The sequence below is a fragment of the Acinetobacter brisouioides genome, from assembly GCF_004331075.1.
In the GTDB taxonomy this organism is placed as follows: domain Bacteria; phylum Pseudomonadota; class Gammaproteobacteria; order Pseudomonadales; family Moraxellaceae; genus Acinetobacter.
This window is the reverse complement of sequence record NZ_SJNX01000003.1, coordinates 24,724-38,776: the sequence shown is the minus strand read 5'-3', so window position 1 is coordinate 38,776 and position 14,053 is coordinate 24,724. Positions and strand designations below refer to the sequence as shown.

General features: G+C 44.1%; 14 protein-coding genes. 6 read left to right on the top strand and 8 right to left on the bottom strand.

Annotation, left to right across the window (positions count from 1 at the left end; all coding sequences use genetic code 11):
• The first annotated feature begins 52 nt into the window (after positions 1-52).
• A complete protein-coding gene (locus E0H77_RS05195) occupies positions 53-1,057 on the top strand; it encodes a serine hydrolase (protein WP_165491500.1) in 1,005 nt (334 codons plus the stop codon).
• 213 nt (positions 1,058-1,270) lie between these two features.
• On the opposite strand, the gene thrC is transcribed toward E0H77_RS05195, so the two are convergent.
• From thrC to xerD, 4 genes are all read right to left on the bottom strand, one after another.
• A complete protein-coding gene (gene thrC / locus E0H77_RS05190) occupies positions 1,271-2,410 on the bottom strand; it encodes a threonine synthase (protein WP_131312370.1) in 1,140 nt (379 codons plus the stop codon).
• Between the two features lie 56 nt (positions 2,411-2,466).
• Entirely contained in the window at positions 2,467-3,768 is a 1,302-nt protein-coding gene (locus tag E0H77_RS05185; RefSeq protein WP_004902561.1) for a homoserine dehydrogenase, read from the bottom strand.
• A gap of 98 nt (positions 3,769-3,866) precedes the next feature.
• Positions 3,867-4,682: a DsbC family protein gene (locus E0H77_RS05180; protein WP_131375566.1), complete on the bottom strand. Its 816-nt coding sequence runs from the start codon at positions 4,680-4,682 to the stop codon at positions 3,867-3,869.
• Positions 4,683-4,796: 114 nt separating this feature from the next.
• Positions 4,797-5,714: a site-specific tyrosine recombinase XerD gene (xerD, locus tag E0H77_RS05175; RefSeq protein ID WP_131375564.1), complete on the bottom strand. Its 918-nt coding sequence runs from the start codon at positions 5,712-5,714 to the stop codon at positions 4,797-4,799.
• A 153-nt stretch (positions 5,715-5,867) separates the two neighbouring features.
• Here xerD and E0H77_RS05170 point away from each other — a divergent pair, with 153 nt between their 5' ends.
• The 5 genes from E0H77_RS05170 to ftsW all read left to right on the top strand — a co-directional run bounded on the left by E0H77_RS05170 (position 5,868) and on the right by ftsW (position 10,968).
• The gene (locus tag E0H77_RS05170; protein WP_131375562.1) at positions 5,868-6,128 is read left to right on the top strand and encodes a FeoA family protein; all 261 of its coding nucleotides are present in this window, start codon (positions 5,868-5,870) and stop codon (positions 6,126-6,128) included.
• A complete protein-coding gene (gene feoB, locus E0H77_RS05165) occupies positions 6,125-7,978 on the top strand; it encodes a ferrous iron transport protein B (protein ID WP_131375560.1) in 1,854 nt (617 codons plus the stop codon). Before E0H77_RS05170 ends, feoB begins: the two co-directional genes overlap by 4 nt.
• 18 nt (positions 7,979-7,996) lie before the next feature.
• Positions 7,997-8,251, top strand: coding sequence for a DUF6587 family protein (locus tag E0H77_RS05160; protein WP_131375558.1), 255 nt, complete (start codon positions 7,997-7,999; stop codon positions 8,249-8,251).
• Positions 8,252-8,404: 153 nt separating this feature from the next.
• Positions 8,405-9,754 carry a UDP-N-acetylmuramoyl-L-alanine--D-glutamate ligase gene (gene murD / locus E0H77_RS05155; RefSeq protein ID WP_131375556.1) on the top strand — a complete coding sequence of 450 codons (1,350 nt, stop codon included), beginning with the start codon at positions 8,405-8,407 and terminating at the stop codon, positions 9,752-9,754.
• Between the two features lie 20 nt (positions 9,755-9,774).
• Positions 9,775-10,968 (top strand): putative lipid II flippase FtsW, encoded by a 1,194-nt coding sequence (ftsW, locus tag E0H77_RS05150; RefSeq protein ID WP_131375554.1) that lies wholly within the window; start codon positions 9,775-9,777, stop codon positions 10,966-10,968.
• Positions 10,969-10,995: 27 nt separating this feature from the next.
• Here ftsW and gluQRS read toward each other — a convergent pair whose 3' ends face one another.
• From gluQRS to E0H77_RS05130, 4 genes are all read right to left on the bottom strand, one after another.
• Complete coding sequence (gene gluQRS, locus E0H77_RS05145) at positions 10,996-11,883, bottom strand: tRNA glutamyl-Q(34) synthetase GluQRS (RefSeq protein ID WP_131375552.1); 888 nt, start codon at positions 11,881-11,883, stop codon at positions 10,996-10,998.
• Between the two features lie 3 nt (positions 11,884-11,886).
• Positions 11,887-12,399 carry an RNA polymerase-binding protein DksA gene (gene dksA / locus E0H77_RS05140; RefSeq protein ID WP_131312361.1) on the bottom strand — a complete coding sequence of 171 codons (513 nt, stop codon included), beginning with the start codon at positions 12,397-12,399 and terminating at the stop codon, positions 11,887-11,889.
• A 206-nt stretch (positions 12,400-12,605) separates the two neighbouring features.
• Positions 12,606-13,394, bottom strand: coding sequence for a metallophosphoesterase (locus E0H77_RS05135; protein ID WP_131375550.1), 789 nt, complete (start codon positions 13,392-13,394; stop codon positions 12,606-12,608).
• Positions 13,395-13,419: 25 nt separating this feature from the next.
• Positions 13,420-14,028 (bottom strand): NUDIX domain-containing protein, encoded by a 609-nt coding sequence (locus E0H77_RS05130; RefSeq protein ID WP_131375923.1) that lies wholly within the window; start codon positions 14,026-14,028, stop codon positions 13,420-13,422.
• Positions 14,029-14,053: the final 25 nt, after the last annotated feature.

The window sequence follows — 14,053 nt, the reverse complement described above, 5'->3', positions numbered from 1 at the left end:
TTTGTGATTATACACAAATGTATCTTACCACCCCTGAGTTGAGTGTAATATGATGAAAAGTTTAAAAAAATCTTTAGTACGTGCTGTAAGCATGTCGATGCTAATAGGGTTGAGTGCCAATAGTTTTGCTGAACTCATCGTGAACAGTGGCTCGGGGGCAGCTTCCCAAGCAAAACTAAACTGGTCAACTGATGAGGCAAAACAGCTCCTGAGCCAAGATCGAAACAATGCTGAAACTTCTGTACGCAGAGGCACCAGTACCACGACATTACGTACACCACATGTCACAGATACTCGCTTTGCGAGTAATAGCCCTGCTGTGGCAGCAGGTTCAGCATTGGTTATGGATGCTCATACTGGTGAAGTACTGTATAGTAAAAATAGCAATGCGTCACGCCCGATTGCATCCATTACCAAATTGATGACGGCTGTTGTTACTGCTGATGCACATTTAAATATGTCTGAGCAGATTACCTTACAACAAAGTGATTTTGACGGTCCAAAACACGCCAGCTCTACTTTAAAGCCTGGTGACAAGATGAACCGTGCAGAAGTTTTGCTGGTGGCTTTAATGAAGTCAGAAAACCCGGCAGCAGCAGCGTTAGCACGTACTTATCCAGGGGGAAAACCTGCGTTTGTATCGGCAATGAATGCCAAAGCGCGCCAGCTTGGTATGAGTGCAACTCATTATTATGAATCAACAGGTTTAGATGCCCGTAATGTGTCATCAGCACGCGATTTAGGGATTCTAGTGGCTGAAGCTTCACGCTATGGTGTAATTCGTCAGTTCTCATCAACACCGCATTATGACTTTGATTTGGGCTATCGTGTATTGAAATCAAATAACACCAATGCCTTAGTCCGCAATGGTGGTTGGAATATTAATCTGTCTAAAACAGGTTATATTAATGAAGCGGGGCGTTGTGTTGTTATGCATGCAACTGTGAATTCGCGTCCAACCGTCGTGGTTTTATTGGGAGAACCAACAACACAGTCACGTAATAGCGATGCAACGCATTTGTTGAGTTGGGTTAATCAATTACCAAAACAAATCTAAATCCTTAGAATGAACCACTTTTCAAAAAAAGCTTTTCCAAGATGAAAGGCTTTTTTACATTCAAGAATAGTATTTAAGCAATAATGCTTGGCTGAGCTGGAAAATTCTTAAAAAGAAAACATTTTCAGGACTTTAGTGGATGGCCTGTAATAACGAATGGAAATAAAAAAACCAGTTGTAAACAACTGGTTTTTTTATATTTAAGCGAAACGCTTACATATTTGAAAGAATAGAATCTTTCACTTGATTCATAGTGGCATCAATCGACAACATGACTGCATCGGCACATTGTTTAATTGCTGTGTCTGGGTCTTTCAAACCGTTACCAGTCACAGTACATACAATTACAGAACCTTCAGCAATTTTACCTGCTTTAATGTCACGGATAGCACCGCCAAGTGACGCTGCTGACGCAGGCTCAACAAAGACACCTTCATACATCGAAAGCAAACGCTGTGCTTCTAGGATTTCAGCATCTTGTAGCTCATCGAACCAACCTTGAGAGTCGCGTACTACAGCCTTAGCATGGTTCCAGCTTTGCGGATTACCAATACGGATTGCTGTTGCAATGGTTTCAGGGTTGGCAACAGGTGCGCCACGTAAAAACGGTGCAGCGCCCGCAGCCTGATAACCGACCATGGTTGGTAAGCCTTCAGGTTTTGGCCCTGTAAATTGATCCGTTTCAGCATCATAAATCACAGCTTCAAACTGGTCAGCAGGTTGATTGGCAACTGCTTCTGTATAACCCATCCAGTGTGCAGTGATGTTCCCTGCGTTACCGACAGGCAAACAGTGATAATCTGGTGCGCGACCCAAAGCTTCTACGATTTCGTAGGCAATGGTTTTTTGACCTTGTAAACGGTAAGGGTTGATTGAGTTTACAATCGTCACAGGTGCTTGGTCGGCAACTTCTTTTACAAGACGCATACCATCGTCGAAGTTCCCACGGATTTGCATGGTGATTGCACCGTACATCATGGCTTGCGCCATTTTACCCATGGCAATTTTGCCTTCTGGAATTAAAACGAATGCTTTAATGCCTGCTCGTGCTGCATAAGCTGCCGCAGCCGCAGAAGTGTTACCTGTCGATGCACAAATAATTGCTTTTGAACCTGCTTCAACCGCTTTGGTTACGGCCATGGTCATACCACGGTCTTTAAATGAACCTGTTGGGTTAAGACCTTCATATTTCACATAGATTTCAACATCTTTGCCAATAATACGTGGAATATTCTCCAGTTTAATGAGAGGGGTGTTACCTTCACCTAAAGAAATTGCACGTGTAGTTGCAGATACAGGTAAACGATCACGATAACGATCTACAAGACCAGTATAACGATTGGCATTCGACATGATGATGTTCCAATGAAAGAAGAAGCACGTAGAGGGGAACGCTCCCCTCGACCTGATTAGTTATCCAGCGATTCTAAACGAATTCGCACGATTTCGCCATGAATGGCAGGCAGCGCTTGAATTTGAGCAAGCGCTTCATCCATTTTTGATTCCACGATTGGATCGGTCAGAATCACAATAGGAATAAGATCTTTTAAACGGGACTGTTGCATGATGGCATCAATACTTATGCCTGCACGGCTTAGAATGGTCGTAACATCAGCAAGTACGCCAGTTTGGTCTTCAGCATTGAGGCGAATATAGTAACCTGTGGTCATTTCTTCGCGGCTCAAAATTGGCGTGTCCGTCAATGCTTCAAAAGCCAACTGTGGGATTGTTCCTGCGCCATCTTCGGTATATGAAATGTCACGCACGATATCCACGATGTCGGCAACTACAGCCGAAGCAGTTGGACCAGCACCAGCGCCAGCGCCATAATATAAGGTTGGGCCGACAGCATTCGCCTGAACGAGAACAGCATTTTTCACGCCGTTGACATTAGCAATCAGTTCTTCGGATGGAATCAAGGTTGGGTGAACACGCAGCTCAATGCCTTTGTCAGTACGACGGGCGATTCCCAAGTGTTTGATACGAAAGCCAAGTTCTTCAGCGTATTTCACATCTTGCGCAGTAATTTTGCTGATGCCTTCAGTATAAACTTTACTAAACTGTAAAGGCATACCAAATGCACAAGAGGCTAAAATGGTGAGTTTGTGCGCAGCATCAATGCCTTCAACGTCAAAAGTTGGATCAGCTTCTGCATAACCAAGCTCTTGTGCTTCTTTTAATACATCTGCAAAGGCACGACCTTTGTCACGCATTTCAGTCAGAATGAAGTTACCTGTACCATTGATGATACCTGCTAACCAATCAATTTTATTGGCAGCCAAACCTTCACGAATGACTTTAATAATTGGAATTCCACCCGCAACCGCAGCTTCATAAGCAATCTGAACTTTGTGATCTTCAGCCGCTTTAAACAGTTCATTGCCATGTTCAGCGAGTAGTGCTTTGTTGGCAGTTACGACATGTTTGCCATGTTTAATCGCTTCATTGATGATTTCATAAGCAGGATGAATACCGCCCATGACTTCAACCACAACATCGACATCGGGTTGACGAACGATTTCGAACAAGTCAGCGCTTTGTTTAATCCCTTCCAAATTTAAGTCTGGACGAGGGCGGCGGGTACCAACGTAGGTAATTTGAATTTCTCGACCTGTGCGACGTTTAATTTCAGCGGCGTTTTCTTGTAATAATTTAAGGGCACCACCACCTACGGTACCAAGACCTAATATAGCCAGGCGAACTGGTTTCACGTCACACTCCAAGTATTTATTGCGATTGAGATTGATCATAGCTAAAAAAATGCACAGACTCTAGGGTGAAGATCACAATATCTTCACCTTATTTCAGATTATTTTTCCAAATGTTGCTCTAGTTCTTCAGGGCTGAGGTAGCCGCCAAGGTATAAACCATCTTGCGAGTAAATTGCAGGTGTGCCGTTGACTCCAATTTTGATTCCGAGCTGATATTGGGCTTTTACAGGACTGTTGCATTGTACGGCAGAAATTTGCTGACCTTGCACTACTGCATTAAAGGCTGCTTTACGGTCATTGTTACACCAAATGGCTTCCATAGTCGGGAAGAACTGCTCGCCACGTGGCCAAGCAATATAGCGGACTTCAATGCCTTTGGCATTGATCTCAGGCAAATGCTCATGCAGTTTATGGCAGTACGGACAGTTGGCATCGGTAAATACATAGACAATGTGTTTGGTCGTGCCTTGAGCAGGGTAAACAATTAAATCTTTTGAATTAAGTGCAGCAAACAGTTTTTTGTTTTCAGCGGCTTGTAAGGATTGACTGACATTTTGCAGTTTCGTGTCACCTAAACGCAGCACATCACCCTGAATCAGGTATTTACCGTCAGCCGTGGCATAAACTGATGGCATGCCATCTAGGTTGACCCAGTAAATATTTGGAATTTCAGTGGTTTTAATATCAATAATTTTAACGTTGATATTTGCTTTCTTTAAACTTTCTTGCAGGGTATTGATTAAGCGTTGTTTGGCATTGCGTTCTAAAATTGGCGAAGCTTGCCCTGTTGCTGGCGCTGTTGCAGTCAGAGAATCAGTTTTTTGTTCAGTATTTTTATCTTTAGAGCACGCGCTGAGCATACCAGCAGCGGCAAGTGTACATGCTAGGAAAATTTTGGAACGGTGCAAGGACATAAATAACCCTTTGACTGGTCAATAAAAAGAAAACATCGTTAGCATAACAAAAAATGCGTGATGCTTCGTGAATTTTCATTATTCTGTGTAATTCTTCGATAACACAGCGAGAGGTTAGGCGCGGGGGTGATATTGTTGATGTAGCTGCTGCATACGAATTTGTGCGACATGAGTATAAATTTGGGTGGTGGATAGGTCACTATGTCCCAAAAGCATTTGTACCACGCGCAGGTCGGCACCGTGATTGAGTAAATGTGTGGCAAAAGCATGCCGTAAAGTGTGTGGTGAAATGTCAAAGTCGATACCCGCTTGTAGGGCATAGCGTTTGATGGCATACCAGAAATTCTGCCGACTCATAATGCCACCTTGCTGGGTTAAAAACACATAGTCACTGCTCGATTTTAACAGTTGTGAACGTGATTCACTTAGGTAGCGTTCCATCCAGTCACAAGCAATTTGCCCCAATGGAACTAGACGTTCTTTATTGCCTTTACCAACAATTCGGACATAGCCTTGTTTAAGATTGAGTAATTCTAGGCGCAGCGTGATGAGCTCCGAAACCCGCAAGCCGCAAGCATAGAGCACTTCTAACATGGTTCGATCCCGTAAACCGAGTGCGGTTTCGGTATTGGGTGCTTGAATCAGTGCATCAACTTGGCTTTCAGATAAATCTTTAGGCAGGGCGCGCCCAAGTTTTGGGGTTTTATGGGTACTCAGCGGATTGTCGGTGCGTAGTTGTTGTTCTCGTAAAAACTTGAAAAAAGAGCGTAGTGCAGACAACAGGCGGGCAATTGAACGCGGGCTTTTACCTTGTTGTGTTAACGCAATCAATACATCGGTAATATCTTCACTTGACCAGTCTAACAACGGTTTTTCCAGATATTGGCTACACTGAATCAAGTCGGACAAGTAGGCATTTCGGGTGTGTGGGCTGACGGTTTGAGCCACAAGATAGTCGCGATAACCTAATAAAAATTCTAAATTTTTTGGAATATTAATCGCCGTTGGAATACGAGGTTTTTTGTTTATCATCTAGCGGATATATATGAGGATCAAAAATGCTATTTCACTCTAGAATAAATTTCCGTAAAAGTCGAATTGTAAAGCTAAGCTAGATGCAAGTAGTGTATGTAAATTATTCTCATTTATGTTTATAATAAATCAAATGTCTGTGAGTAGAACGCTGTGCGGTTATCAGATTTAAAGGTAAAACAAACCGCTGTCATTACCAAAGTCAACCGTCAAATTGTTGATGATGGCAAGGCGGATTTAATAGCAAGTCGATTGGAAACCTTGGGCTTTATTCCAGGGACACCTGTGAAAGTTGTTGCCAAAGGGGTTTTCGGTGGTGATCCACTGCTGATTCAGATTGGATTTACTCGTTTTGCCTTGCGAAAAGCAGAAGCCCAGAAAATTGAAATTTCCGCACAGGGAGTTGTAGCATGAGCGAAACCTTGCGTGTTGCTCTGGTTGGCAATCCAAACTGTGGCAAAACCTCAGTCTTTAACCAACTGACGGGAACCCGTCAAAAAGTCGGCAACTATGCTGGCGTCACGGTTGAACGTAAAATCGGCTTTTTTCAGTTACCTTCTGGCAATCAGGTGCGGGTACTGGACTTGCCAGGAACTTATAGTCTCGAAGCGACCAGTCCCGATGAAGCAGTCACTCGTGATGTCTGTCTTGGCAAAATCAAAGATGAAAGCCAGCAGGATGCATTTTTGTGTGTGGTCGATGCCACTAACTTGCGTTTGCACTTGGGTTTGGTTCTAGAAGTCATCGAGCTTGGACGCCCAGTGCTGCTAGTTTTAAACATGATGGATGAAGCCCGCCGCCGTGGCATTCAGATTAACTCACAGAAACTGTCTGAACGTCTTGGTATTCCTGTTGTTGAAACTGTTGCCAAAACCTCATCGGGTGTTATGAATCTGATTGATGCCTTGGGTCAGAAAAAATTTGCCTTGCCACAGACCGAAATGAACGGTTTGGTGGGAGACCCACATCAGAAAGTTGCACAGATTTTGGCAGATGTCGTGATCTTTTCAGATCATGAAGATAAACGTACCGAATTTTTAGACCGCATTTTTTTACATCCTGTATTGGGGTTTGTTGTTCTAACCCTGCTGATGTTTGTGGTGTTTCAGGCGGTCTTTACTTGGGCAGCGCCTTTTCAGGAAGCCATTACCAAAGCATTTTCTTGGTTGGGCACTGAGATGGGCAAATTAGTGACTCAGCCATTGTTACACAGTTTGGTGGTTGATGGCGTGATTGCAGGCGCTGGCGGTGTTGTGGTCTTTTTGCCACAGATTCTGATTTTATTCTTCTTTATTTTGCTTCTGGAAGAAACGGGCTACTTGCCACGCGCAGCATTTTTGCTGGATAAACTCATGTATAAAGCAGGTTTAAGTGGGCGTGCATTTATTCCGTTATTGTCGAGTTTTGCCTGTGCTGTGCCTGGGATTATGGCAACCCGAACCATTCAGGATCCGCGAGATCGCCTGACTACGATTTTTGTTGCGCCTCTCATGACTTGCTCGGCACGCTTGCCTGTGTATGCCTTACTGATTTCAGCCTTTATTCCCAACAAAATGGTGTGGGGAATGTTTAATTTACAAGGCTTGGTGCTGTTTGCGTTGTATATGGCAGGCATTATCAGCGCGTTAATTGTGGCGTTCGTACTGAAGTTTTTCCAGAAAGACAAATCTCAATATGCCTTGCTCATGGAGTTGCCAAGTTATCGTTTTCCAAATATGAAAAGTATTGGAATTGGGTTACTGGATCGCGCCAAAATCTTCTTGAAGCGCGTGGGTGGGATTATTTTCGCCTTATCTATTTTGCTTTGGTTTTTATGTAGTTTTCCGCAAGCACCAGAACATGCCGCTTTATCGCCAATTAATTACAGTTTCGCAGGGCAAATTGGGCATTTTATGCAACCATTCTTTGCACCTGTTGGTTTTAACTGGCAAATTTGTATCGCCCTCATTCCAGGGATGGCTGCCCGTGAAGTGATGGTGGCATCTCTTGGAACGGTGTATGCATTGTCCGCCGCCAATGATGATGCAATGGCACAGGGTTTAAGTCATTTAATTAGTGCGCCAGGTAGTGGCTGGAGTCTGGCAACAGGTTTGTCGCTTTTGGTTTGGTACATCTATGCACCACATTGTTTATCGACATTGGCAACAGTACGCCGTGAAACAGGTTCATGGAAAATGGTGGCTTGGATGACCAGCTATCTATTTGCCTTGGCCTATTTTGCAGCATTTTTAACCTATCAAATTGCATCCCGTTATTTGGGTTAAATGCAAGCGGAGGTAAATATGGTCAGTTATCTGATTATTGCGGTATTGGTGCTTTGGAGTGCCATCTATACCTTTAAAAAAATCTTTCCTCAATCTGCATATAAAGTGTTTTCTGCTTTAGCACGCAGTTGTGAGCAGCGCGGCTGGATGACTTTGGCAAAATGGCTACGTCCCGCAATGCCAGCAGGCTGCTCGGGTGGCTGTGGTTGTAGTGCCGACAGTGCTGCACAACCTAAAAATAAAGTTACAGTTCAAGCGGTGAAGTGGAAATAATCCCATCAAGCCGAGTTGTAAAACCGCCAAAAACTGGCGGTTTTTTTACGTGAATATACAAAAAAAATGCGATAAGCCACGATCAGGAAAAGCTTTCCAAAAAGCAAAGTGCTAACATTTGCCAAGTTTAAAAATAAATGCGATGGGGCAAATATGTTAATACAACGCGGTGGATTGAAAGTCGTTGCAGGGCTTGGTATTTCTGGTGTTTCAGCCGTTAATTTTTTGGTGGAACAGGGTTATCAGGTTGCGGTGACCGATTCGCGTACCACACCGCCTGGACATGATCAGATTCCAAGTCATGTGCAGACCAGTTTTGGCAAACTGGATGTTGATTTGCTCTTGCAAGCCGAAGAAATTATTTTAAGTCCAGGGCTTGCGCCACAACTGCCTGAAATTCAGCAAGCGATTGCTCAAGGCATTTCTGTGGTGGGTGATGTGCAGTTATTGCGCCGTGCAACCGATGCACCGATTGTCGCAATTACAGGTTCCAATGCCAAAAGTACAGTCACCACACTGGTCGGCTTAATGGCAAAAGATGCAGGTAAAAAAGTGGCTGTAGGCGGGAACTTGGGTCGCCCAGCACTGGACTTGCTCAAAGATGATCCTGAATTGCTGGTTTTGGAATTATCTAGTTTTCAACTTGAAACTACGTCGCATCTCAATGCTGAAGTTGCGGTGGTACTCAACATGAGTGAAGACCACCTTGACCGTCATGGCGATATGTGGGGTTATCATCAAGCCAAACACCGTATTTTCCAAGGCGTGAAAAAAGTGGTGTTTAACCGCGATGATAATTTAACCCGCCCTTTAGTTCCTGACACCACGCCGATGCAGAGCTTCGGTTTAAACGCCCCTGACATTCAGCAGTACGGTATTTTAAAAGATCTGGATGGCACGATCTGGTTGGCGCGTGGACGTGAGCGTTTGCTGAAAAGTTCTGACATGTATATTCAGGGTACGCACAATGTTGCCAATGCTTTGGCATGTTTGGCACTCGGTGAAGCGATTGGTTTACCAATGGATTCTATGCTGGAAACTTTAAAGCAGTTTAAAGGTCTGGAACATCGCTGTGAATACGTGGCAACTGTACAAGATGTGCGTTATTACAATGATTCTAAAGGCACCAACATTGGTGCGACTTTGGCTGCCATTGATGGTTTGGGTGCAGCAATTGAAGCTCAGCAGGGTAAAGTGGCTGTGATTTTGGGTGGTCAGGGCAAGGGGCAAGATTTTAAAGCCTTGCGTGATTCGCTACAAAAATATGTCAAGGTTGCCGTGTTGATTGGTGAGGATGCTCCGCTCATTGAACAGGCGATTGCAGGTACAACCGAGTTGCTACATGCTGATAGTTTGCAGCAGGCAGTTGTGTTATGCCAACAGCACACTCAAGCGCATGATGTGGTGTTACTGTCACCTGCTTGTGCAAGTTTCGACATGTTTACGGGTTATGTTGACCGAGGACATCAGTTTGTGGCTTGTGTACAAGCCTTGTCTGCATAAGCAAGAATCAGGGAGCACGTATGGCTGTAATTACTCAGGGTATGAGCAAACTGCAAAGTTTCTGTACTCGCATTGTCCCGAAACTACCGACTGAAATCACCGCACGTAATATTTTGATTTTCTGTGTGGTGAGTCTGCTGGTCATCGGGACAGTCATGGTGGGTTCGGCATCAATGCCTTATGCCGATGCCAAGCAGCATGATCCATTTTATTTCTTGGAACGACATGCAATTTCGATTGTGATTGCTGCCATTGCGGCATTTGTCACCTCCAAGTTTGCATTGGACTACTGGTTTAAAAATACCTTTTTGTTCTGGTTAGTTACGATTGGCCTGTTAGTGGTCGCACTTGGTGTGGGAACCGAGGTCAATGGTTCGACGCGCTGGATTCGTATAGCAGGTTTTACCTTGCAGCCAACGGAAGTTGCCAAATTGATGATGGCAATCTTTACCGCAGATTATGTGGTGCGCCGTGCCCATGAAGTCCGCAATAGCTGGATGGGCTTGGTGCGTTTAGGTGGGATCATGTCCATTACGGTTGGCTTGATTTTGGCTGAACCCGACCTTGGTGCAACGGTCGTGATTGTGATGATGATGTTTGGGGTGTTCTTTTTGGCAGGTGCACCGATCATCCAGTTCCTGTTTTATATTGGCGCGATTCTGATCGCCTTGGTGTTCCTGATTGTGTTTGAACCGTATCGTTATGAACGTCTGGTGTCGTTCAGTAACCCGTGGGCAGATCCGCTGGGTTCAGGTTACCAGTTATCGAATGCCTTAATGGCTTTTGGACGTGGGGAATGGTTTGGTGTCGGGCTTGGACATAGTATGCAGAAAATGTCGTATTTGCCTGAAGCACATACTGACTTCATGCTGGCTATTTTGGGTGAAGAGTTTGGTTTTATAGGCATTACGACAGTGTTGGCACTTGAGTTTATTATGCTGGCGTGTTGTGTGCGGATTGGGCAACGTGCCTTAAAAAATAACTACTTGCGTGCAGGTTATTTGGCATACGGCATTAGCATGATTTTCCTGATGCAGATTTTGGTGAATGCAGGTATGAACATGGGCATGCTGCCAACCAAAGGCTTGACGCTCCCGTTTATTAGTTATGGCGGTACATCGCTGATGATGTGTGCGGTGATGATTGCTTTTGTCCTGAAAATTGACTCATCGACCAGACAGACCAACCCTAATCAGGAAGTCTCAAACTTCTAAAACAAAACCACGCAATTGCGTGGTTTTTTATTGATAAATCTGTGTAAGTTGCGTGGTTTGCGGAATTCGTGAGACATCCCACTGCGCGACTGCCTGTGCCAGCATACGGGCAGGATGATCCAGTTCAACTGGTAACTGATGTAAGGCGGCAATTGCCTGTTGTAATAGCTGTGATGCTTGTGTCGGATCAAGTGCCTGTGCCAAATTTTGCTTGGAGAGTTTTTGCCCCTGAGCATTCATGGCAAGTGGCAAATGCATATAGCTAAGGCGTGGATAACCCAGTAATTCTCCGAGCCAGATTTGCCGTTCGGTATTATCCAGCAGATCTGCACCACGCACGACATGGGTCATGCCTTGTAAATAGTCATCGACCACGACAGCCAGTTGATAATTAATAATGCCATCGCGGCGCTTCAAGACAAAATCACCGAGGTCATAGGCGAGGTTGGAGCAATGCTGACCTTGTAGGCGGTCGTCAAAACAGATGAGCTGATCACTGACTTTGACCCGAATGGCTTGATGTTCAAATGGTAATTTTAGCTTGCGGCAAGTCCCTGCATAAATGGCATTTGAGCCGAGCATTTTACGGGTACACTGGCAAGCATAGACGAGGTCTTGTTGTTGGAGTTGATTGAGTACATTTTGATATAGATCGAGGCGATCTTTTTGGAAAATAATCTCGGTATCAGATTCAAATGCAAAGGCATCCAAACAACGTAAAATATGCGCTTCGCTTCCCGAGTAAATGCGGGGAATATCAGTGTCTTCAATACGAACCAGCCATGTACCATTTTGCGATTTGGCATCACAATAACTGGCAACAGCAGTGAGCAGTGAACCAAAATGCAACGGGCCAGTTGGCGATGGCGCAAACCGACCCACGTAAGCAGACTGCATGGACTGCAATTCACTCATGGTTTAACCGTTGTTTTGCTTCTCTTTGATTTCCGCCAAAGTCTTACAGTCGATACATAAAGTCGCTGTTGGACGAGCTTCTAAGCGGCGTAAACCAATTTCAATACCGCAAGTTTCACAGAAGCCATAATCTTCATCTTTGATTGCAGCAAGAGATTGTTCAATCTTACGAATCAGTTTACGTTCACGGTCACGTGTACGCAGTTCAATGGCAAACTCTTCTTCTTGCGTTGCACGGTCATTTACGTCTGGCAATGCAGTTGATTCGTCTTGCATGGTGTTAAGTGTACGATCAACCTCAGACATAAGCTCGGCTTTCCAAGCTTCAAGAATTTGACGGAAGTGCTTAAGCTGACCTTCAGACATATACTCTTCATTTTTCTTCGGTTCATAAGGAGCGATACCGAATAAGCTTGCTGTTGAGCTGCCTTCAGAAGCCTTAGGCTTGGTCTTACGTGCACGTTTCGGTGCATCGGTGTGGTCATCTAAGACTTGGTTTAGGTTGTCATTCGCCATAATAGGGCATTCCTCATCATATACATCGAGATCGACGTAATCGCTATGGTGATATGCAAGTTTTTTGTTATTTCACCCTTAAGTGAATTCATGCTCAAGGGGTCGTCATCATAAAGACTTTTTGCATACTTGAATAGTCTTAAATTCTACCCAAGCGATCCTTTTTCAAGACGGTTAACTTAATCGAAATTGCACAAAATGAAAAGTTAATAACCTGAAATCTCGTTATTTATTTTTGGAATGAGGTGATTGACACGGTAAACCCTACTGTCTATACGTCCGTCATTATACAAATCCAATACACGATAACCGGGTGCATCGCTATGTCCTAAAGCAAAATTATGGCTATGAGGCTCAAACTGAACACAGGTCGATGGAACGGCTAAAAATTCGATATTGTCTTGAATTTGTGAAAATTCTTGGTGGACATGTCCGTGAATGACAGCTTTAACTTGAGGAAATTTACGAAGTACGGAACATAGGTCGGCACTATTTTTAAGACGGTGATGATCAATCCAGGTTGATTGCATATGCAGTGGATGATGATGGCAACCAATCAGCACAAAGCGATCATTCAATTGCTGTAACAATTGATCTAATTGATCTAATTGATCTTGATCAATATGTCCATCAATTTTTCCCGTGACTGTTGTTGTCAATAAAATGATCGTCCACGGCATTAGATCGATCACTGTGATGGGCGTGGATTGTGAATAGGGAAAATAGCGCAGATCATCATGATTGCCAGGTGTTTGATAAAATGGAATGCCTAAGCTCTGCATATATTGCATATAGCGGGCATACGTGGTTGGAGTTGCATCTTGCGCGACATCTCCTGTGTGTACAATGGCTTGAATCTGAGGATGCACAGCAACAATATGTTGCATAATTCCATGAAAGCTATGTTCTGGACACATTTCCACAAATGTCGCACTGGCATGCTCCATCAAGTGGGTATCGCTAATTTGAATAATAGTTTGAGCCTGTTGTGTCATCGCATCTATCACACTTGAGTGCCATTTATTTTTGAAGATGCTGCTGTAACCATTGCAATGCCATAATTACAGGCGCATTGGCAAGTCGTCCGCTGGTCAGCAATCGGGAGAGGTCAGCATAATCAAAAAGATGTAATTGAATATTTTCGCCTTCGTCGGCGACCCCAAAAATTCCGCCCTGTTCAGGCAAGTCTGCTTGCGCTGCATACAGATGAAACAACTCGGAACATGCGCCCGCGGAAGGATAAAAACTGAATAAATGCTGGAGTTGGTCAAGCTGACAACCTGACTCTTCTAGGCTTTCACGGCGAATACAGGTTTCTGGTGATTCATCCCCATCGAGGACACCTGCAATAATTTCCAGTTGCCATGGTGATTGCTGATCATCGAGTGCGCCAACACGGAATTGCTCAATCAAGGCAAAGCGTTGTTGCTGATCATTATAAATGAGTACACCCGCTGCTTTTGGTCGGTGAATTAGTTCACGTTGTAAAACAGAGGTATAGCTAGTTTTTTCAAATAAACGATGACGTAAACTGACTTTCTCAACTTGCAAGAAACCTTTAAATAATGTTTCGCGCGAAGTCACTTCAACATCTTGTTTGTTATAGCTTGCATGCTCAACGATATTCATAAGCAAAATTAGGATGAAATATTTC